General features: G+C 50.5%; 22 protein-coding genes. 18 read left to right on the top strand and 4 right to left on the bottom strand.

Annotated elements, in window-relative coordinates; all coding sequences use genetic code 11:
• Nucleotides 1–33 precede the first annotated feature (33 nt).
• From rpsP to purD, 18 genes are all read left to right on the top strand, one after another.
• Nucleotides 34–276: a 30S ribosomal protein S16 gene (rpsP, locus tag H6X83_RS08295; RefSeq protein WP_212506030.1), complete on the top strand. Its 243-nt coding sequence runs from the start codon at nt 34–36 to the stop codon at nt 274–276.
• A 19-nt stretch (nt 277–295) separates the two neighbouring features.
• Nucleotides 296–529 carry a KH domain-containing protein gene (locus H6X83_RS08290; RefSeq protein ID WP_212506029.1) on the top strand — a complete coding sequence of 78 codons (234 nt, stop codon included), beginning with the start codon at nt 296–298 and terminating at the stop codon, nt 527–529.
• Nucleotides 530–620: 91 nt separating this feature from the next.
• Complete coding sequence (gene rimM, locus H6X83_RS08285; RefSeq protein ID WP_212506028.1) at nt 621–1133, top strand: ribosome maturation factor RimM; 513 nt, start codon at nt 621–623, stop codon at nt 1131–1133.
• Nucleotides 1123–1875, top strand: coding sequence for a tRNA (guanosine(37)-N1)-methyltransferase TrmD (gene trmD, locus H6X83_RS08280; RefSeq protein WP_212506027.1), 753 nt, complete (start codon nt 1123–1125; stop codon nt 1873–1875). The genes rimM and trmD overlap by 11 nt, the downstream gene beginning before the upstream one ends.
• A 256-nt stretch (nt 1876–2131) precedes the next feature.
• Entirely contained in the window at nt 2132–2395 is a 264-nt protein-coding gene (locus tag H6X83_RS08275; RefSeq protein ID WP_212506026.1) for an HPr family phosphocarrier protein, read from the top strand.
• Nucleotides 2396–2488: 93 nt separating this feature from the next.
• The gene (gene uvrC, locus H6X83_RS08270; RefSeq protein WP_212506025.1) at nt 2489–4330 is read left to right on the top strand and encodes an excinuclease ABC subunit UvrC; all 1842 of its coding nucleotides are present in this window, start codon (nt 2489–2491) and stop codon (nt 4328–4330) included.
• 116 nt (nt 4331–4446) lie between these two features.
• Nucleotides 4447–4995, top strand: coding sequence for a 16S rRNA (guanine(966)-N(2))-methyltransferase RsmD (rsmD, locus tag H6X83_RS08265; protein ID WP_212506024.1), 549 nt, complete (start codon nt 4447–4449; stop codon nt 4993–4995).
• Complete coding sequence (coaD, locus tag H6X83_RS08260) at nt 4992–5498, top strand: pantetheine-phosphate adenylyltransferase (RefSeq protein WP_212506023.1); 507 nt, start codon at nt 4992–4994, stop codon at nt 5496–5498. The genes rsmD and coaD overlap by 4 nt, the downstream gene beginning before the upstream one ends.
• A complete protein-coding gene (locus H6X83_RS08255) occupies nt 5491–5988 on the top strand; it encodes an ATP synthase subunit B family protein (protein WP_246419096.1) in 498 nt (165 codons plus the stop codon). The genes coaD and H6X83_RS08255 overlap by 8 nt, the downstream gene beginning before the upstream one ends.
• 85 nt (nt 5989–6073) lie before the next feature.
• Nucleotides 6074–6940 carry an EamA family transporter gene (locus tag H6X83_RS08250; RefSeq protein WP_212506022.1) on the top strand — a complete coding sequence of 289 codons (867 nt, stop codon included), beginning with the start codon at nt 6074–6076 and terminating at the stop codon, nt 6938–6940.
• A 241-nt stretch (nt 6941–7181) separates the two neighbouring features.
• Nucleotides 7182–7628 (top strand): NfeD family protein, encoded by a 447-nt coding sequence (locus tag H6X83_RS08245; protein WP_212506021.1) that lies wholly within the window; start codon nt 7182–7184, stop codon nt 7626–7628.
• A 47-nt stretch (nt 7629–7675) separates the two neighbouring features.
• On the top strand, nt 7676–8584 hold the full coding sequence (locus H6X83_RS08240; protein ID WP_212506020.1) for an SPFH domain-containing protein: 909 nt from the start codon (nt 7676–7678) through the stop codon (nt 8582–8584).
• 210 nt (nt 8585–8794) lie between these two features.
• Entirely contained in the window at nt 8795–9298 is a 504-nt protein-coding gene (gene purE, locus H6X83_RS08235; protein WP_212506019.1) for a 5-(carboxyamino)imidazole ribonucleotide mutase, read from the top strand.
• 65 nt (nt 9299–9363) lie between these two features.
• Nucleotides 9364–10404 carry a phosphoribosylformylglycinamidine cyclo-ligase gene (purM, locus tag H6X83_RS08230; protein WP_212506018.1) on the top strand — a complete coding sequence of 347 codons (1041 nt, stop codon included), beginning with the start codon at nt 9364–9366 and terminating at the stop codon, nt 10402–10404.
• Nucleotides 10398–11033 (top strand): phosphoribosylglycinamide formyltransferase, encoded by a 636-nt coding sequence (purN, locus tag H6X83_RS08225; RefSeq protein ID WP_212506017.1) that lies wholly within the window; start codon nt 10398–10400, stop codon nt 11031–11033. The genes purM and purN overlap by 7 nt, the downstream gene beginning before the upstream one ends.
• On the top strand, nt 11030–11734 hold the full coding sequence (locus tag H6X83_RS08220; protein WP_212506016.1) for an IMP cyclohydrolase: 705 nt from the start codon (nt 11030–11032) through the stop codon (nt 11732–11734). Before purN ends, H6X83_RS08220 begins: the two co-directional genes overlap by 4 nt.
• 10 nt (nt 11735–11744) lie before the next feature.
• Entirely contained in the window at nt 11745–12917 is a 1173-nt protein-coding gene (locus tag H6X83_RS08215; RefSeq protein ID WP_246419094.1) for a phosphoribosylaminoimidazolecarboxamide formyltransferase, read from the top strand.
• 13 nt (nt 12918–12930) lie between these two features.
• Nucleotides 12931–14193, top strand: a complete 1263-nt coding sequence (gene purD / locus H6X83_RS08210) for a phosphoribosylamine--glycine ligase (RefSeq protein ID WP_212506015.1) — start codon at nt 12931–12933, stop codon at nt 14191–14193.
• Between the two features lie 163 nt (nt 14194–14356).
• Here purD and abc-f read toward each other — a convergent pair whose 3' ends face one another.
• The 4 genes from abc-f to pheT all read right to left on the bottom strand — a co-directional run bounded on the left by abc-f (nt 14357) and on the right by pheT (nt 19263).
• On the bottom strand, nt 14357–15835 hold the full coding sequence (abc-f, locus tag H6X83_RS08205; RefSeq protein ID WP_212506014.1) for a ribosomal protection-like ABC-F family protein: 1479 nt from the start codon (nt 15833–15835) through the stop codon (nt 14357–14359).
• 326 nt (nt 15836–16161) lie between these two features.
• Nucleotides 16162–16464 (bottom strand): hypothetical protein, encoded by a 303-nt coding sequence (locus tag H6X83_RS08200; protein WP_212506013.1) that lies wholly within the window; start codon nt 16462–16464, stop codon nt 16162–16164.
• A 33-nt stretch (nt 16465–16497) separates the two neighbouring features.
• A complete protein-coding gene (locus H6X83_RS08195) occupies nt 16498–16743 on the bottom strand; it encodes an IreB family regulatory phosphoprotein (protein WP_212506012.1) in 246 nt (81 codons plus the stop codon).
• A gap of 126 nt (nt 16744–16869) precedes the next feature.
• Nucleotides 16870–19263: a phenylalanine--tRNA ligase subunit beta gene (gene pheT / locus H6X83_RS08190; protein ID WP_212506011.1), complete on the bottom strand. Its 2394-nt coding sequence runs from the start codon at nt 19261–19263 to the stop codon at nt 16870–16872.
• Nucleotides 19264–19275: the final 12 nt, after the last annotated feature.

Below are 19275 nucleotides of genomic sequence, written 5' to 3'. Positions count from 1 at the left end.
TTCATGTACGTTTTACTTTGGAGGTAAAAAACAATGGCAGTTAAGATTCGTCTGCGCCGCATGGGCGCAAAGAAAAATCCGTTTTATCGTATTGTAGTCGCTGATTCCCGTGACCCGCGCGACGGCCGCTTCATTGAGGAAATCGGCTATTACAATCCGCTGAAGGAGCCTGCGGAAGTTAAGGTTGACGCTGAAAAAGTTCAGACTTGGATTAAAAACGGCGCACAACCGACCGATACCGTAAAGCGCCTTTTCAAACAGAACGGTGTTCTCTGAGTAAAGGGAGGTTTGTTCCATGGAAGAACTCTTGATCTCCATTGCGCAGGGGCTGGTTGAAGACCCTACGGCTGTAACTGTTACCGTGGATGAGCCTGCCGAAGATGGCACAGTCACTTATCACCTGCATGTTGCAGAAAATGATATGGGGCGTGTAATCGGTAAGCAGGGAAGAATTGCAAAGGCCATCCGTGTGGTTATGCGTGCAGCAGCCACCCGGCAGGACACCAAGGTGTCCGTGGAAATAGACTGACAAATTTCAGAATTTCTGCCGCAGGCTTTGCTGCTTGCGGCAGTACTTTTTTGACTCATGAATTTTAATTAAAACAGCGTGGAGGGCATACATGAAAGCAGAGTATCTGGAAGCCGGACGGATTGTGGGTACCCATGGGGTTCGCGGGGAACTGCGGCTTGAGCCGTGGTGTGACTCTGCGGAATTCCTCAAGCAGTTTCAAACTCTGTACTGGGAAAAAGAGAAAACCGCAGTTAAGGTGCTTTCGGCCCGTGTGCATAAAAGTCTGCTGTTGGTCACACTGGAGGGCATTTCAACGGTGGAGCAGGCGGATGCGCTGCGCGGCCGGATATTGTGCTTTCGCCGGGATGATGCCGCGCTGCCGGAGGGAGCCTATTTTCAGCAGGACTTAATCGGTTTATCCGTGCGCAATTCGCAGGATGGTGAACTGTACGGTACTTTAACAGCTGTGTACGGCACAGGTGCCAATGATGTCTATGAAATTACAGATAAAACTGGAAAAACAACGTTGATTCCCGCAGTCCCGCAGGTTGTGCACCGCATTTCTCTGGAGGAAAACACAGTGGAAATTGAGCCATTGGAGGGTATGTTCAATGCGGATTGACCTGATTACACTCTTTCCGGAAATGTGTGAAGCTGTGCTGGCGGAAAGCATTGTCGGCCGTGGCAGAAAGCGCGGGGCGGTGCAGATTGTGCCGCATCAGCTGCGTACCTATGCGCATGACAAACACAGTACGGTGGATGATACGGTTTTTGGCGGCGGCAAGGGCATGCTGCTCATTGCGGAACCGATTGCGGCCTGCTTCGATGACCTTACCAGAACACTTGGGAAAAAACCGCATATTGTTTTTATGAGTCCACAGGGAAGACCTTTAAATCAGCCGCTGCTCAAAGAATTGAATCAGTACGAAAATCTCTGCATCCTCTGCGGACATTATGAGGGTGTGGATGAACGGGTTCTGGAACAGTATGTAGATGAGGAAGTTTCACTTGGCGACTTTGTGCTGACCGGCGGCGAACTGCCGGCACTCTGCCTAATTGATTCCCTTGCACGCCTGCAGCCGGGCGTGCTGGCCGCAGACGAGTGCTTTGTTGAGGAAAGCCATTACAATGGGCTGCTGGAATATCCGCAGTACAGCCGCCCGCAGGTCTGGCGCGGTAAAAGTGTGCCGCCGGAGCTGATGACCGGGCATCACGCCAATATTGCTCGCTGGCGGCGGCAGCAGAGCCTGCTGCGCACCCTCCGGAAACGTCCGGATATGCTGGAAAAGGCACTGCTTACAGATGAAGACCGGACATTTTTAATGCGTTATAGGGATAACAGCGAAAACGATACCAGTACGTGAAATTGACCATTTTTGCGCGCTAACTGTAGCAGACAGACTAAAAATTTTCAACAAATATAGCAGATTGCACGAATATGCCTGTTCGTTAAGACCTTACACTTAGGTATAAACCCGAATTTTCGACGCGGTGATTGACCGCATTTTGAAAAGTGCTATAATACTAGTTAAATACAGTGTTAGTATTTAAACTGCCATCCATTTATTCAGGTATATTTGATTTGTGGTTTCAAATTTAAATCGTTAGGAGCTAATCAGAATGTGTGTTAAAGAAGTTTTAGTTCAGAATCAGGTTGGCCTGCATGCTCGTCCGGCTACTTTCTTCATTCAGAAAGCCAACGAGTACAAATCCTCTATCTGGGTTGAAAAAGAAGAGCGCCGCGTTAATGCAAAGAGCTTGCTCGGTGTCCTTTCCCTGGGCATTGTTGGCGGTACTACCATCCGCATTATTGCGGACGGTTCTGACGAGGAAGATGCTGTGAACAGCCTTGTTGAATTGGTTAAGTCTGGTTTTGCTGAGTAAGTTGCGGCAGACTGCTGTCCCGTGAACACGGTCTTTTCCGTGCCGGGGCAGCTTTTTTGTTTTTATAAAGTTCTGAAAGAGGAGGCAGGGTAGATGATCAGTGAGGAAAAGCGGCGGGAACTGCGCAAAAAAGCAATGAATCTGCCGCTGCATCCCGGTGTCTACATCATGCATGACAAAAGCGGCGAGATTATTTATATCGGCAAGGCTAAAGCATTGAAAAACCGTGTCAGCCAGTATTTCGGCAGTGAAAAGAACCATGAGGAAAAAGTACGCCAGATGGTTGCCCATGTGGATTGGTTTGAATATATTTTGACAGACAGTGAGTTTGAAGCACTGGTGCTGGAAGCAAGCTTGATTAAACAGCATACGCCAAAGTATAATATTCTGCTGAAAGACGACAAAGGTTATCATTATATTAAAATTACCAATGAAGCGTGGCCGCGGCTTTCGCAGGCGAAGCAGATTGCGGACGACGATGCGAAATACTTGGGGCCTTATGTCAGTTCCTGGGCAACGAAAGAGAGCGTGGATGAAGCACTGAAAATTTTCCGTTTGCCGGACTGCACCCGCCGCTTCCCACAGGATATCGGGAAAAAGCGACCTTGCCTGAACTATTATATCCAGCAGTGCTGTGCTCCTTGCCTTGGAAAAATCACAGAGTCCGAATATCGGGAGCTGATTGATGAAGCGGTTGACTTTGTGCAGGGCGGCAGTGCCGCTTCTGTGAAGAAGCTGGAACAGAAAATGCTGGAAGCCAGCGAAAATCTTCAGTTTGAGCGTGCGGCACGCCTGCGTGACCGACTTCAGGCGATTAAACGCATGGCGGACCGGCAAAAAGTTGTTGCCAATTCTATACCGGAACAGGATGTGATTGCGCTGGCGCAGGGACCGTCCGCTGCCTGTTTTCAGGTGTTTCGATATCAGGATGCACGGCTTTGCGACCGCGAGAGCTTTCCGATGGGGCCGGTCGGTGAGCCGGAGAGCGCACGAAGTGAATTCATTGAGCGGTACTATTCAATTCGTGACCGAATTCCGCCGCGAGTGATGCTGGACGCACCGGCGGAGAATATGGTTTTGCTGGAGCAGTGGCTTTCTGCCAAAGCCGGCCGTGTGGTACATTTGGTAGTGCCGCAGAAAGGCGAGCAGGCAAAGCTTGCTGAAATGGTGCGCAGCAATGCTGCGGAGCAAGTGGCTCAAACTACCGGGCGTACAGGTCGGGAAACCAGTGCACTGGACGAGCTTGGGCGGCTGCTGGGGCTGCAGAATCCGCCGCAGTATATTGAATCTTATGATATTTCCAATTTAGCCGGTGAAGATAATGTAGCCGGTATGGTTGTTTTTGAAAACGGCCGTCCGCTGAAATCCGCCTACCGGAAATTCAAAATCAAAACCGTTGAGGGGCAGGATGACTACGGCTCTATGAATGAAGTGCTGACGCGCCGCTTTCAGGAGTATGAGCAGCACAAGGACGAAAACGAAGGCTTCGGACGCCTGCCGGATTTGATTTTGCTGGACGGTGGCAAGGGGCAGGTCAGCGCGGTGCGCCCTGTACTGGAACACTTTAAGCTGCAGATCCCGCTGTTTGGTATGGTGAAGGACAATAGCCACCGCACGCGGGCCATCACCGGCGATGGTGGGGAAATTGCCATCAATTCACACCGGGCGGCGTTTACGTTGGTTTCCAGTATTCAGGACGAAGTGCACCGCTGGGCAATCGGGTATCACCGGCAGAGCAGGAAGAAACACGCTTTTGCTTCTTCACTTACACAGATTGAGGGAATCGGAGAAAAACGCGCAAAAGCGCTGCTGCATCATTTTCGCACAATAACGGCTATTCGGGAAGCAACACTGGAAGAACTTGCGTTTGCGCCGGACATGACCCGCCCGGCAGCACAGGAAGTTTATGATTACTTCCACGAAATCGAAAAATAAGATAGAACCCGCCAATTTTGCTGAAACTTTTTCAGGTGAAGTTGACAGATTCAATCTGTAATGCGATAATAGTAGCCATGGTGTGAAAAACCACAAGAGGAAAGGGGTTCGAATCTATGCGTGTAATCACCGGTACAGCCAGGGGCCGCCGCCTCACTACACGGGAAGGTTCTGAAACACGTCCCACACCGGAGCGCGTAAAGGAAGCCATCTTCAGCATCATTCAATTTCAGGTGGAGGGCCGCCGGGTGCTGGATGCTTTTGCAGGTTCCGGTCAGTTAGGCATTGAGGCACTCAGCCGCGGTGCTGCCTATGCGGATTTTCTGGACAGCAGCAAGGAAAGCGTCAATGTTATTCAAAAAAATTTGGAGGCTACCGGACTTGCACAACGGGCTGCTGTGCACCAAACGGACGCACTGCTTTTTTTACAGCGCAAAGCGATACCTTATGACCTCTGTTTTTTAGACCCGCCTTACCGGACCGGACTGCTGCAGCAGGCACTGCCGCTTTGCGCGGCGGTGATGAATCCCGGCGGTGTGATTTTTTGCGAACATCCTGATGATGAAACGATGCCGGACTGCGCTGGTGATTTTGTAAAAAATCGCACGTACCGATACGGTAAGATTATGGTTACTACCTTCGTGCATAAGGATGTGTCAAAGTGAAAGAAGAACGAGTGGCAATTTGTCCGGGCAGCTTTGACCCGGTGACGCTGGGACATCTGGATATCATCCGGCGTTCCTGCAAATTGTTTGATAAAGTGATTGTGGCCGTGCTGGACAACCCCGAAAAAAAGACCGCCTTTACAGCAGAGGAGCGTATGGACATGCTCCATCGCTGTACGCTCAACCTGCCGCAGGTGGAAATCGACAGCTTTCACGGTCTGCTGGCCGAGTATGCGCGCCAAAAACAGGCAGTGGCTGTTGTGCGGGGCCTGCGTGCCCTTTCGGATTTTGAGTATGAATTTCAGATGTCACTGACCAACCGAAACCTGAACCCGAACCTGGAAACGATTTTTTTTAATACACAAGCGGAAAATATGTTTTTAAGCTCAAGCGTTGTAAAACAGATCGCCGTATTTGGCGGTGATATTTCAAAATGCGTGCCGCAGTGCATTATGCAGGACATAAATGACCGGATTTATGCAGGAGGGAACAAACATGAATGAAGAGAATACCGTGAATTCGGAAGATTTGATTGACGAGATGTATGCTTTGTTGGAAAAAGCATGGAGCCTGCCGCTCAGCCATGGCCGCACGGTTGTTGACGGCGACGAAGTCCGTCAAATTCTGGATGAACTGCGCGAATCCCTTCCGCAGGAGGTTCGGAAAGCACGGGCAATTGTTGCTGACCGCGCAAAGATTTTGGCAGATGCAAAAAAAGAAGCCGACGGTATCATCCGTGTAGCGGAAGAACGTTCTAAGGTTCTGATGAATCAGGAAACAATTCTCCGGCAGGCGCAAAAGCAGGCAAATGAGCTGATTGCAACTACGCAGAAGCAGACGCGTGATATGCGCCGTGCAAGCAGTGAATATGTAGACGACCTGATGCGCCGCGCGGATGAGAGCCTTTCGTCCAATCTGACAGAGCTGCGCAACACACGGCAGAGCCTCAAAGCTGCTGCTTCCCATGCCGGAAAAACGCATGGCAAAAAATAAAGATTTTTTAAGTCCTCCTCGCCGCTAAGGTGACGGAGGTTTTTCTTACAAAACGCGATTTTACATAGTAAAGAGGCAAATATCAATGTGGGTTCTATATGCGTTTGGTTCGGCATTCTTCGCCGGTATTACAGCGGTTTTGGCGAAAATCGGCATTCAAAATGTCAACTCACACCTTGCTACGGCACTGCGGACGATTGTGGTGGTGCTGTTTGCGTGGTTAATGGTCGGTATCGCGGGTTCAGGCGGCACAATTTTTACACTCAAGTCGCAAACATGGGTGTTCTTGATTCTTTCCGGTGCGGCAACCGGTGCCAGCTGGATTTGCTATTTTCGTGCACTGCAGCTTGGCGATGTCAACAAAGTAGCACCCATTGATAAATCCAGTACTGTGCTGACAATGGTCCTTGCATTTTTGTTCCTGAACGAAGCGTTTTCTGCTAATATGCTGATTGGCATGGTATTGATTTTGGCGGGTACTATGCTGATGATTCAGAAAAAAGAAGGGGATGCTCCTGCAGGGAAAAGCAGAAGCTGGTTTGTTTGGGCAGTCCTTTCGGCGGTATTTGCCAGCTTGACGGCCATCCTCGGTAAAGTAGGCATACAGGGAGTGGAGTCCAATCTCGGCACGGCAATACGCACCGTGGTGGTATTAATCCTTGCATGGGGCATTGTCTTTGGACGCGGACTGCACAAAGAAATCGGAAAAATTGATAAAAAGAGCTGGCTGTTTCTGGCACTTTCCGGACTTGCGACCGGCCTTTCCTGGATGCTGTATTACCACGCACTGCAGGAAGGAAGCGCAAGCATCGTTGCGCCGATAGACAAACTTTCTATTTTAGTCACCATCCTGTTTTCATTTATCCTGCTGAAAGAAAAACTGAACCGAAAGTCGGCTGTGGGTTTGGGATTGTTGACAGCAGGGACGCTGCTGTTGCTCGTTCACTTTTGAATGTCCAGCGCGAAAGCTACATATACTTACTGAACAGCGGAATGATTACAATTTTATAATGATTTACAAAACTGCGCGAACTGCAGATTGAACTCCACAGAACCTGTGTGACAGACCTCCTGAGTGAAAAAGCGTTTTTTTACTCAAAACCGCGTTTAATTGTTAGAATTTGGTTTCTTTGTCGGTTGTACTGCATTGGAAGTTATGCTAATATATTGTCAATCGAATGGAGGTGAAAAAAATGTGGGATCAGCTTTTGGCAGCAATGCCGTTTGTGTGGCTGGTAATCGTTGTGATTGCGGCGATTGTTGAGGCTGTCACCGTGCAGCTGGTCAGCATCTGGTTTGCTGTTGGCGGCATAGCAGCTGTCATTGCAGCGGCCTGCGGCGCTAGTATTCCGGTACAGTTTATCCTTTTCATTGCTGTAGCGGTTGCAACTTTAGTGCTCACGCGGCCGTTGGTAAAAAAGATGACCCGCTTTCACAAGGCAGAAACCAATGCCGACCGCTACATTGGCAAAACCGGCGTTGTAACAGAGGAAATCGACAACACCGCCGGACGCGGCCTTGTTAAGGTGCTGGGCAGCATTTGGACTGCACGTTCAGAAGATGGTGCGGTCATTGCCGCCGGCGAAAATGTGTTGGTCAAGCGAATCGAAGGCGTCAAAGTAATTGTAAGCCATGCATGAATTTTATTTGCGCTGAAGCAAAACAGTGCACCGAGAGGAGAAAAATTATGCCTACAGGATTGATTGTACTCGCTGCTGTCATTGTTATTTTATTGATTATTCTGATTTCCAACATCAAAATTGTACCGCAGGCACATGCTTATGTTGTAGAACGTTTGGGTGCCTACCATGTTACATGGGGTACAGGACTTCACTTCAAAATTCCGTTCATTGAGAAGGTTTCTAAAAATGTTTCTTTGAAAGAGCAGGTCGTCGATTTCCCGCCACAGCCTGTTATTACAAAAGATAACGTTACCATGCAGATTGATACGGTCGTTTATTTTCAGATTACAGATGCAAAGCTGTACACTTACGGTGTGGAACGCCCGGTTTCTGCAATCGAAAACCTTTCTGCGACCACACTGCGCAATATCATTGGCGACTTGGAGCTGGACCACACACTGACCAGCCGTGACTTCATTAACACCAAGATTCGTACAATTTTGGACGAAGCAACTGACGCGTGGGGCATTAAAGTCAACCGTGTGGAACTGAAAAACATCCTGCCGCCGACTGAGATTCAGGAAAGCATGGAGAAGCAGATGAAGGCAGAGCGTGAGCGCCGCGCTCGTATTCTGGAAGCAGAAGGTCAGAAACAGAGTGCAATTCTGGTGGCTGAAGGTGAAAAGGAGAGCACCATTCTCCGCGCAGATGCACAGAAAGAATCTGCAATCCGTCAGGCACAGGGGCAGGCGGAAGCTATCCGCCAAGTGCAGAGCGCCTATGCGGATGCACTGAAACTTTTGAATGATGCAAATCCGAGCGACCGCGTCATTGCTCTGAAGAGCCTTGAAGCTTTCCAGAAAGCAGCTGACGGCAAGGCCACAAAGATCATTATCCCTTCCGAAATCCAGAGTCTGGCGGGTCTGGCTACCTCTTTGAAAGAAATAATTACCGACCCCAAAGACCCGAAATAATATAGTTTTTTGAATTTTTCAGGAAAAAGCCGGTCACATCTTGCATTTATCTGCATTTTCCCCTACAATAGAGATATTAAAGTTTATTGAGGGGGCGAGCAGATGCATCAGATTTCCGGCTCTCCCTATACGCAAAAATAGGCTGTACCCGTTTTGGGCACAGTCTATTTTCTTATGTGTAAATAAATTTGTATACAGGAGTGGTTAACAATGGCAACGAAAAAAGTAGCGGTCATTATGGGCAGCGACAGCGATTTTCCAACCGTCAGCAAAGCAATTAAAAAACTGAATGCGCTGGAAATTCCCTGCGAAGTACATGTAATGAGCGCACACCGTACGCCGGACGCGGCTTCTTCTTTTGCACGCAGCGCGAAAGAAGCCGGTTTTGGGGTCATCATTGCGGCGGCAGGTATGGCGGCTCACCTTGCCGGTGTGCTGGCTGCAAGCACAACTTTGCCTGTAATCGGCATCCCGATTAAGTCTTCCAACTTAGGCGGCATGGAAGCACTGCTTGCCACCGTACAGATGCCAAGCGGCATTCCAGTTGCTACTGTGGCAATCGACGGCGCGGAAAACGCGGCAATCCTAGCGGCGCAGATGCTGGCACTTTCGGATGACAAACTGGCGGCAAAGCTTACGCAGGCAAAGAAAGACATGGCGGAAGGTGTTGCGAAAAAGGATGCTGCCATTCAGGAGAAGCTCAAAGAACTGTAAAGCGAACAGCAAGTGTAGTGGAACTGGAAAAAGGCGAAAGCGCAATCAAAATTCGGAGGAATAATATGAACAAGAATAGTTACAGCAACAGCTACAAAGAGGCCGGCGTTGATGTGACCGCTGGTTACAAGTCAGTGGAACTGATGAAGCAGTATGTTGCCCGCACCAAAACCGCCGGGGTGGTTTCCGGCATTGGCGGCTTTGGCGGCCTGTTCAAGCCGGAATTTTCCGGAATGCAGGAGCCTGTACTGGTGAGCGGCACCGATGGTGTCGGTACAAAGCTGAAAATTGCGTTTTTGATGGATAAGCACGACACAGTCGGCATTGACTGCGTCGCGATGTGTGTCAATGATGTTATCTGCTGCGGTGCGCAGCCGCTGTTTTTCCTGGATTACATTGCGACCGGCCGGAATTTCCCGGAAAAAATCGCAACCATTGTCGGCGGTGTAGCGGAAGGCTGTGTGCAGGCAGAAAGTGCACTGGTCGGCGGCGAAACCGCAGAGCACCCCGGACTGATGCCAGACGAAGAGTATGACCTTGCCGGTTTCTCTGTGGGTATTGTGGACAAGGCAAAAATCATTGACGGCAGCAAAGTGAAAGCAGGTGACGTCATTGTTGGGTTGCAGTCTTCTGGCGTTCATTCCAATGGCTTTTCGTTGGTGCGTAAGGCGCTTGGCATAGATGAAGCAAGTGTGAAAAAGTATGTACCGGAATTGGGAAAGACATTGGGCGAAGCGTTGCTTACCCCAACGAAGATTTATGTAAAATCCATGAAAAAGCTGATGCAGGCAGTAGAAGTCAAGGCAGTTTCTCATGTGACCGGCGGCGGCTTTTATGAAAATGTTCCGCGCATGCTGCAGCCCGGCATGACCGCGAAAATCAAGCTTTCCTCTATCGAAAAGTTGCCGATTTTCACGCTGATTCAGGATGCAGGCAAAATTTCTGACCATGATATGTACAATACCTATAACATGGGTATTGGCATGTGCTGCGTTGTTTCACCGGAAGATGCTGACACAGCGGTCAGCATCCTGTGTGACGCAGGCGAAAAAGCCTTTATCATCGGCGAGATTGCAGCCGGAGAGGACGGAGTCGTATTATGCTGAATATTGCGGTTTTGGTTTCCGGCGGCGGAACCAATCTGCAGGCGCTGATTGACGCACAAAACCGCGGCGAGATTCCGAACGGAAAGATTTCTCTGGTCGTTTCCAGCCGCCCGGATGCATACGCGCTGGAACGTGCCCAAAAAGCCGGCATTGCCGCAAAAGTGCTGCGCAGAAAAGAATTTGCCCAGCAAACGGCATATGATGATGCTTTGCTGCAGATTTTAGCGGAAAATCAAACCGGGCTTGTCATTTTGGCGGGCTTCATGACGATTATTTCCGAGCGTATCATTCACGCATACGAAAATAAAATGATCAATATCCATCCGTCGCTGATTCCCTCTTTCTGCGGCGAAGGCTTTTACGGTCTGCGCGTTCATGAAGCGGCACTTGCGCGTGGTGTGAAAGTGACCGGCGCAACGGTTCACTTCGTCAATGAAGTGTGCGACGGCGGCCCGATTATTTTGCAGAAAGCGGTGGAAATTCAAGCAGGCGATACACCGGAAACCCTGCAGCGGCGGGTGATGGAGCAGGCGGAATGGCATCTGCTGCCAAAGGCGGCGGCGCTTTTCTGTGCGGGCAGACTGCAGGTGGAAAACGGCAGAGTAAACATCAGGGAGGCAGCAGAATGAGAATCAAAGAACTGGCGCAGGAACTTTCCTCCTGCACGTACCCCGGCCGCGGCATCATTTTGGGCCGCAGCGAAGACGGCAAGCACGCAGCGATTGCGTACTTCATTATGGGGCGCAGTGAAAACAGCCGCAACCGCGTATTTGTACCGACAGAGGACGGTATCCAGACCAAAGCGTTTGACGAAAGCAAAATGACTGACCCGTCCCTGATTATTTACGCACCGGTGCGGCAGCTTGACGGAAAAACAATTGTGACCAACGGCGACCAGACCGATACGATTTATGAGCATATGCAACAGAGCCACTGCTATCGCCATGCACTGCTGACACGTACCTTTGAGCCGGACGAGCCTAACTTTACGCCCCGCATCAGCGGCGTTGTAAAGCCTAACGGCGACTTTAATCTTTCCATTCTGAAAAGTGATAATAATGATGCCAGCGGCACGCTTCGCTATTTCTATGAGTACGAAAATCCGAAAGCAGGACAGGGGCGCTACATTCACACCTATATGGGCGACGGCAGCCCGCTGCCCAGCTTTGAGGGCGAACCCACACTGGTGACGGTTCCCGGTGATTTGGAAGCTTTCACCGCGCAGGTTTGGAACAACCTGAATGTGGACAATAAAGTTTCGCTGTACACTTGCTTTATTGATTTGAAGACCGGCAAGCATGACTGGAAAATCACAAACAAGAATGTTTGAGGAGGCAATCATGAAAGAACTGGAACTGAAATACGGATGCAACCCGAACCAAAAACCTGCGCGTGTGTTTATGCAGCAGGGGGAACTGCCCATTACAGTGCTGAACGGCCGCCCCGGCTATATCAACCTGCTGGATGCTATGAACTCCTGGCAGCTGGTGCGTGAGCTGAAAAAAGCAACCGGCCTGCCCGCGGCGGCTTCCTTTAAGCACGTCAGCCCGGCCGGCGCCGCAGTGGCGATGGAACTTTCCGATACACTGAAAAAAATCTATTTTGTAGATGATTTGCAGCTTTCGCCGCTTGCCAGCGCATACGCTGCTGCGCGCGGTGCTGACCGTATGTCCTCCTATGGCGACTGGGCAGCACTCTCTGACATTTGCGATAAGGAAACAGCGCTGCTGCTCAAGCGCGAGGTTTCCGACGGTGTGATTGCGCCGGGCTACACCGAGGAAGCACTGGAAATTTTGAAAGCAAAGCGCCGCGGTACTTACAACGTGGTGCAGATGGGCGCTTCCTATGTTCCTGCTCCCGTGGAACACAAGGACGTTTTCGGCGTAACTTTTGAGCAGGGACGCAATGAGTTTAAGATTGACAATGATTTGCTGAACAATGTGGTTACCAAAAACAAGGAACTGCCGGAAGCCGCGAAACGTGATATGCTGATTTCCTTAATTACACTGAAATACACGCAGAGCAACTCGGTTTGCTACGTTAAGGACGGCAAGACTATTGGCGTCGGCGCGGGACAGCAGAGCCGTATTCACTGCACTCGTCTGGCGGGCAACAAGGCGGACGTTTGGTGGCTGCGTCAGCACCCGAAGGTGATGGCACTCCAATTTGTGGATGGAATTCACCGCCCTGACCGCGACAACACGATTGACAATTATATTTCCGATGAATGGGAAGACCTGCTGAAAACCGATAACTGGAAGCAGTTCCTGAAAGTAAAGCCGGAGCCGCTGACCCGCGAGGAGAAGAAAGCTTGGCTTGCAGAACTTTCCGGTGTAACCCTGGGCAGCGACGCGTTTTTCCCGTTTGGCGACAACATTGAGCGCGCACACAAAAGCGGCGTGCAGTATGTAGCGGAGCCGGGCGGTTCCATTCGCGATGATAATGTCATTGATACCTGCGATAAATACGGAATGACCATGGCGTTCACCGGTATGCGTCTGTTCCATCATTAAAGAGGTGCGGTTCATGAAAATTCTGGTAGTTGGCGGCGGCGGCCGTGAGCATGCGGTTATCCGCGCTCTGATGAAGAGTAAACGTGCGGAGAAGATTTACTGCGCACCGGGCAACGGCGGCATTGGCTGTGATGCGGAAAACGTGGCGATTTCGGTCAGCGATATTCCGGGCATGGTCAGTTTTGCAAAAGAAAATGGAATTGGACTTGTCTGCGTTACACCGGATGATCCGCTTGCGGCGGGCATGGTAGATGCGTTTGAAGTGGCTGGTATTCCAGCATTTGGGCCGAACCGTGCGGCGGCACAGATTGAGGCAAGCAAGGTTTTCAGCAAGAATTTGATGAAGAAGTATCAGATTCCCACAGCGGCTTATGCAGTTTTCGACAATCCAGCGGATACGCTTGCTTATATTAAAAAGCAGAATCAATACCCGGTTGTGGTAAAAGCAGACGGCCTTGCACTGGGCAAAGGCGTAATCATTGCGCAGAACGAGGCAGAAGCCGAGGACGCGGTGAAAACGATTATGGAAGATAAAGTTTTCGGCGCTTCCGGCAGCAAAGTGGTTGTGGAAGAATTTCTGACCGGACCGGAAGTCAGCGTGCTTGCCTTTACAGACGGCAAAACGCTGAAGCCGATGGTGAGCAGCAAGGACCACAAACGCGCATTGGACGGCAACAAGGGTAAAAATACCGGGGGTATGGGTACCATCAGCCCGAATCCGTTTTATACGGATGAAATTGCAGCAGAATGTATGAAAACAATTTTCATGCCGACACTGCACGCAATGAATGAAGAGGGCAGACCCTTCAAAGGCTGCCTGTACTTTGGCTTGATGCTTACGCCAAACGGCCCGAAAGTGATTGAGTATAATTCCCGCTTCGGTGACCCGGAGGCACAGGTGGTGCTTCCGCGCCTGAAAACGGATTTGGTGGACATTTTTGAGGCAACCATCAACGGCACCTTGGACAAGCTGGACATTCAATGGAAAGACGGCGCTTGCGCCTGCGTGATTCTGGCAAGCGGCGGCTATCCCGGAAGTTATAAAAAGGGAATCGAAATTCACGGCTTGGACGAAAACGGTCAGGTTGCGGGCGCAACGGTATATCACGCCGGAACGGTGAAAAAAGACGGCAAATTTTACACAAACGGCGGCCGTGTGCTGGGCGTTACCTGCACTGGTGCTACCTTGGACGAAGCACTGAAAAACGCCTATACGGCGGTAGATAAAATTACATGGGATGGGGTACAGTTCCGCCATGATATTGGCAAAGTGTAAATTAAACAGCATTACCGTATAAAAATAACCGCTGACAGTTCAGATTTGTGAACTGCGGCGGTTGTTTTTTTGTACCAAATATTTCTTCTTGCTTTCTTACAGCAATCTTTAAGGAGCTTCTTTTGCGTGTAATTTCGAAGATTGTGATAGAAAGCCCATGCTCTTATAAGGCAATCGTGCGGGTGGCAATTTTCTCAACAAACCGGCGGTCATGCTCCACAAAAAGCATGGTCGGTTTGCTGCCGAGCAGGAGATTTTCTACCTGCACACGGGAAAGCACATCCATGTAGTTCAGCGGCTCATCCCATATATACAGATGTGCGGGTGTGCAGAGATTTTGCGCGAGCAGCACCTTTTTACGCTGCCCAGCGCTGAAACTCTGCATCTCTTTGCAGAACTGTTCCCGCGGAAAGCCGAGTTTGCGCAGCAGTGCTAGAAACAGCGGCAGATTCAGCTGATTTCTGTCTGCGAATTCCTGAATACTGCCCTGCAGGAATGAAGTGTCCTGCGGCAGGTAGGCAATCGTTAAGCTGGAGGCGGTGTGAACCGTTCCTGTGTGCGGAATATTCTGCTCGCAAATCAGTTTCAGAAGGCTGGATTTTCCGCAGCCGTTTGCTCCTAACAGGGCAACACGTTCCCCGGGGGCTAGCTGAAAGCGGGGAAGTTCACAAATCTCTCTGCTGCCGTAGTGGATTTTTACAGCATTCATTTCCAACAGCAGTTTTGCGCGGCAGGGCAGGGGGGAAAGTGTCAGTTCCGGTGCTTCATCTACATTGCGAAGCAGCGTTTCTTTTTCCTCCAGTGCTTTACTCTGGCGCATTTGCACCGTTTTTGCGCGTTTCTGCATTTTGGCGCTTTTGTGGCCGAGGTAACCGCGATCCGGGCGAAGCCCTGAATTTTTGTAACCGCATTTTCGGGATTCTATCGCGTCACCCCAGTCGGCGGTGCGGCCAGCCGCTTTGCGCAGGCGGGCGGCTTCTTTGCCAAGCTTGTCATATTTTGCGGCTTCAAAGTCATCTTCACGCGCCTTGTTTTCTTCCCAGGAACTGTAGTTTCCGTGCTGAAGAACGATTTTCTTCTTTTCAATGCACAGAATATGGTCGGTGCAGCCGTCAAGAAAGGCGCGGTCGTGCGAAATAACAAGGAATCCGCGTTGGCGGGCAAGGTAGCGGCTGATTACTTCCCGCCCCTGCAGGTCCAGATGGTTGGTTGGCTCATCCAGAAGCGGCCAGACATCCTCCTGCAAAAACAGCGCGGCAAGCAGCAGTTTGGTCTGTTCACCGCCGCTTAGTGAACAGTAGGGCTGCTCCAGAAGCTCCGGATTCATCTGCAGCTGGCGCAGTTCCCGTTCCAGCTGCCAGTCTGCCATATTGGGCAGCACCTCCAGTACTGCTTCGCGGGCGGGCATCTCCGGGTGCAGGATTGCTGCGGGGAAGCAGGCGCATTTTTCGGGCAGGGAAATGGTACCGCGGTATTCCTGCGTTCCGCAGAGCAGTTGGAGCAGCGTGCTTTTGCCGCGTCCGTTGCGGCCAATCAGGCCTAGTTTCCAATTTGTGTTAAGCTGCAGAGAAACATCCTCGAAAACAGTGTCGGCGCTTCCCGGCCAGCCAAAGGTCAGGTGTGAAACAGCAAGCATTGTCATAAAATCTTATACCTCCTTTTGCAGCGCACTGCAAAACAAAAAATGGCCGCAGGAAGTTTTTAAGCTTCCGTGGCCATTTTCTGTGAGAGAATAAAGTTTCAGACATAGAAAAAGGGCGTGCAAGCCTCCGAAAACTTCCTGCAGGAGGTACAAAAGGGCATAAAAGCCCTTCAGTGTGTACCTCTATCAATTAGCAGGAAGTTTTACGCAAGTTTTACATACCCTTTCTTTTCTCAAGTGCAATCAGAATAGCAGACTTTCCGAAAAATGTCAAGCAAAAGGCGAAAACACACAAAATTCTGTATGTTTTCGCCTGTAAAGAAGTTTTATTCAGCTTCGGACAGCGCACGGGTAAGCCATGCATCTGCAATGTCCATGGCAAGGTAAAGCCCGGGCTTTTCGCTTGTCTTAACTATTTGCTTGCGGGCACGGACAGCCGGATCCGTCAGCATCAGCTGGATGGCGACCTTGTCGGCAACTTCCATGTCGTTTACTTTCTTTTTGCTTTTAATCTCAAGTCGGCAGACATATTTGTCCTTCATACTGCCATAGTACAGTACGTCGCCGCTGCGAACCAGTGGCTTTCCCTTGTACATTGGGAACTGAGCTTCATCTTTCTTTTCGCTCATAGGAGTCCTCCTTTTCAGGCGGCAGCCTGACAGTTATGCCTGCAGATACGATTTTACCAGTACCTGCAGCAATTCATCCCTGTCAATTCTGCGGATAAGGCTGCGCGCATTGTTGTGGGTGGTGATATATGTTGGATCCTCAGAAAGGATGTACCCCACAATTTGGCTGATGGGGTTGTAGCCTTTTTCCTGCAGAGCAGCATATACCGTACTCATGATTTTTTTAATGTCCTCCTCACGGTTTCCACCGATGGAGAAAGTCATTGTCTTATCCTGCATAGGATCACCTCCTGATATAGTTTTATCATACATCAGCAGGGGATGGAATGCAAGGGAGAAATTGTGAATTCTTGGGTGTGCACCTTGAAAAAGCAGCAGTTTTTGCTGCATTTTTGGGAAGAAGCTTTATGCACGCAGGGAAGCACCCACACTTTCCAGTTCCTTGATTGCTTTATTGATAGCACCGCTAATCTGTTCATCCGTCAGCGTTGCATCCGCACTGCGCAGAACAATGCTGAACGCAACGCTCTTCTTTCCGCGGGAAATCTGCTCGCCGCGGTATACATCAAACACCTGAATGTTTTCCAGCAGCTTGCCGGCGCCGCGCTTAATTGCTTTTTCAAGGTCAAGCACCGGAACTTCCGCGTCGCAAATCAGCGCAAGGTCACGGGAAACCGCGGGAAATTTCGGCAGTGGCTGGTAAACGTGGTTTGTCTGCGCGTGCTCGCGCAGAACATTTACATCCAGCGTAAAGGAATAAACACGGACGCCAATTTCAAAGTTTTCGGCAACTGCCGGATGAATCTCGCCAATGATGCCGAGTTCATCTTCACCGGCAAACAGCTTGGCGCAGCGGCCGGGGTGATAGCTGTAAGCGTCTTTGCAGACGGCAATGTCCCAGTCTTTTATACCGAAGCGGTCCAGCAGCACTTCCACCATACCCTTGGCAGAAAGGAAGTCGTAGTTCTCGCCGTACATGGCTGCAACCAGCATGGGCTTTTCTTCTGGAAGTTTGTCCGGCTGGGTTGGATGATATTCACAGGCAAGCTCATAAAGGCAGGCTTCTGGGTTGCGGTTGTTATAGTTGCGGGAAATGACCTGCAACATGGAGGGTAACGCGGTGGTGCGCATAATACTGGTATCCTCGCCAAGGGGGTTGCGGATGGTCAGTGAATTGCGCAGCGGGTCATCGGCAGGCATCAAAATTTTGTCATAATCCTTGGGGGAGAAGAAAGAGTACGTCATGATTTCATCTGCACCCAAAGAAAGCATATACCGGTGCAGTGTGCGCGTGAAGTGTTGTTCTTCGGTAATAATACCCTCCGCGCCGCCGGGCAGCTTTTTGCTCTCAATTTTATTGTAGCCGTAGAAGCGGGCAATTTCTTCGGCAATATCCGCCTTGTGAACCAAATCGGGGCGGAAAGTCGGCACCAGAATTTCGTCATCGTCAAATTCACATTCCAGCTTTGCCAGAATCGTTTTCATTTCTTCTTTGGAAATGTTTGTGTGCAGGAACCGATTTGTCCAGTCCGGCTCCAAAAGGATGCGGTGCTTCTCATTGCTGGAGTGGTCATCAGCAATGATGCCATCCATTACGTCACCGGCATCCAACAGCTCCACCAGTTCACAAGCGCGGTTGATGGCCGGAATGCAGTTGTTGGGGTCAAGCCCTTTTTCATAGCGGCCGGAAGCCTCTGTGCGCATTCCCTGGTCGCGCGCGGTAACACGGACATTGGTACCGTTGAAGTTTGCGGATTCAAACACAATCGTTGTGGTGTCATCCATGATGCCGCTGTATTCGCCGCCCATAACGCCGGCAATGGCAATTGGCTTTTTGCTGTCGGCAATTACCAGCTGCTTTTCGGTCAGCTTGCGTTCTACACCATCCAGTGTGGTGATGGTTTCGCCAGCCTTTGCACGACGGATACGGATGGTACCGTCTTCTACGCTGCGCAGGTCAAAGGCATGCATCGGCTGCCCGTATTCCAGCATAACGTAATTTGTAATATCAACGATATTATTGATAGGACGTACACCCATCGCACGCAGGCGCTCACGCATCCACAGCGGGGAGGGCTTCACACGCACATTTTTCACAATGCGGTTTGTGTAAATCGGGCAAAGTTCCGGCGCTTCGATTTTTACATCCAGCAGACCGGAGCAATTGCCTGCACCGCCTTTTACGATCGGGGTATGCAGTTTCAGCGGCAGGTTAAAGGTTGCGGCCGCCTCACGCGCAAGACCGATTACCGAGAAGCAGTCCGGACGGTTGGAAGTGATTTCAAATTCAACGGTTGTGTCGTTAAAGCCGAGCGCTTCGTGGATATCCATGCCAAGCTGCAGTTTGCAGCCGTCTTCCACAGTCAAGATCATGATGCCGTCCTCAATGGCAGAGGGGAAGTCATGTGTTGTCAGACCGAGTTCGGTAATGCCGCAGAGCATGCCATTGCTTTCCACACCGCGCAGTTTGCCCCTTTTGATTTTTTTGCCGCCGGGCAGCGTGCTGCCGTGCAGCGCGACTGGTACAAAGTCGCCGACGTGCAGATTCTGCGCACCGGTGACAATCTGCAGCGGTTCTTCCGCTTCGTTGACGGTTGTCTTGGTAATCCACAAGTGGTCACTGTCGGGGTGATGCTCCAAAGAAAGCACTTTGCCGACAACTACTTTGGAGATTTCTTCACCCTCGGTGCTCCAGCTTTCCACTTTGCAGCCGCTCAGGGTAATTGCCTCAGTGAACTGGCGCAGGGGCATTTCGGGCAGGTCTACAAATTCTTTTAACCAACGTTTTGAAAGGTTCATTTTATGATTAAT

The sequence above is a fragment of the Caproicibacterium amylolyticum genome, from assembly GCF_014467055.1.
Lineage (GTDB): Bacteria > Bacillota > Clostridia > Oscillospirales > Acutalibacteraceae > Caproicibacterium > Caproicibacterium amylolyticum.
Note: the sequence above shows the minus strand (reverse complement) of the source record. Positions and strands in the feature narration are given on the sequence as shown.

Bases quoted from the DNA above. Each gene is read 5' to 3' on its own strand.
- rpsP (WP_212506030.1), top strand. From the start codon at position 34: ATGGCAGTTAAGATTCGTCTGCGCCGCATGGGCGCAAAGAAAAATCCG.
- H6X83_RS08290 (WP_212506029.1), top strand. From the start codon at position 296: ATGGAAGAACTCTTGATCTCCATTGCGCAGGGGCTGGTTGAAGACCCT.
- rimM (WP_212506028.1), top strand. From the start codon at position 621: ATGAAAGCAGAGTATCTGGAAGCCGGACGGATTGTGGGTACCCATGGG.
- trmD (WP_212506027.1), top strand. From the start codon at position 1,123: ATGCGGATTGACCTGATTACACTCTTTCCGGAAATGTGTGAAGCTGTG.
- H6X83_RS08275 (WP_212506026.1), top strand. From the start codon at position 2,132: ATGTGTGTTAAAGAAGTTTTAGTTCAGAATCAGGTTGGCCTGCATGCT.
- uvrC (WP_212506025.1), top strand. From the start codon at position 2,489: ATGATCAGTGAGGAAAAGCGGCGGGAACTGCGCAAAAAAGCAATGAAT.
- rsmD (WP_212506024.1), top strand. From the start codon at position 4,447: ATGCGTGTAATCACCGGTACAGCCAGGGGCCGCCGCCTCACTACACGG.
- H6X83_RS08255 (WP_246419096.1), top strand. From the start codon at position 5,491: ATGAATGAAGAGAATACCGTGAATTCGGAAGATTTGATTGACGAGATG.
- H6X83_RS08250 (WP_212506022.1), top strand. From the start codon at position 6,074: ATGTGGGTTCTATATGCGTTTGGTTCGGCATTCTTCGCCGGTATTACA.
- H6X83_RS08245 (WP_212506021.1), top strand. From the start codon at position 7,182: ATGTGGGATCAGCTTTTGGCAGCAATGCCGTTTGTGTGGCTGGTAATC.
- H6X83_RS08240 (WP_212506020.1), top strand. From the start codon at position 7,676: ATGCCTACAGGATTGATTGTACTCGCTGCTGTCATTGTTATTTTATTG.
- purE (WP_212506019.1), top strand. From the start codon at position 8,795: ATGGCAACGAAAAAAGTAGCGGTCATTATGGGCAGCGACAGCGATTTT.
- purM (WP_212506018.1), top strand. From the start codon at position 9,364: ATGAACAAGAATAGTTACAGCAACAGCTACAAAGAGGCCGGCGTTGAT.
- purN (WP_212506017.1), top strand. From the start codon at position 10,398: ATGCTGAATATTGCGGTTTTGGTTTCCGGCGGCGGAACCAATCTGCAG.
- H6X83_RS08220 (WP_212506016.1), top strand. From the start codon at position 11,030: ATGAGAATCAAAGAACTGGCGCAGGAACTTTCCTCCTGCACGTACCCC.
- H6X83_RS08215 (WP_246419094.1), top strand. From the start codon at position 11,745: ATGAAAGAACTGGAACTGAAATACGGATGCAACCCGAACCAAAAACCT.
- purD (WP_212506015.1), top strand. From the start codon at position 12,931: ATGAAAATTCTGGTAGTTGGCGGCGGCGGCCGTGAGCATGCGGTTATC.
- abc-f (WP_212506014.1), bottom strand. From the start codon at position 15,835: ATGACAATGCTTGCTGTTTCACACCTGACCTTTGGCTGGCCGGGAAGC.
- H6X83_RS08200 (WP_212506013.1), bottom strand. From the start codon at position 16,464: ATGAGCGAAAAGAAAGATGAAGCTCAGTTCCCAATGTACAAGGGAAAG.
- H6X83_RS08195 (WP_212506012.1), bottom strand. From the start codon at position 16,743: ATGCAGGATAAGACAATGACTTTCTCCATCGGTGGAAACCGTGAGGAG.
- pheT (WP_212506011.1), bottom strand. From the start codon at position 19,263: ATGAACCTTTCAAAACGTTGGTTAAAAGAATTTGTAGACCTGCCCGAA.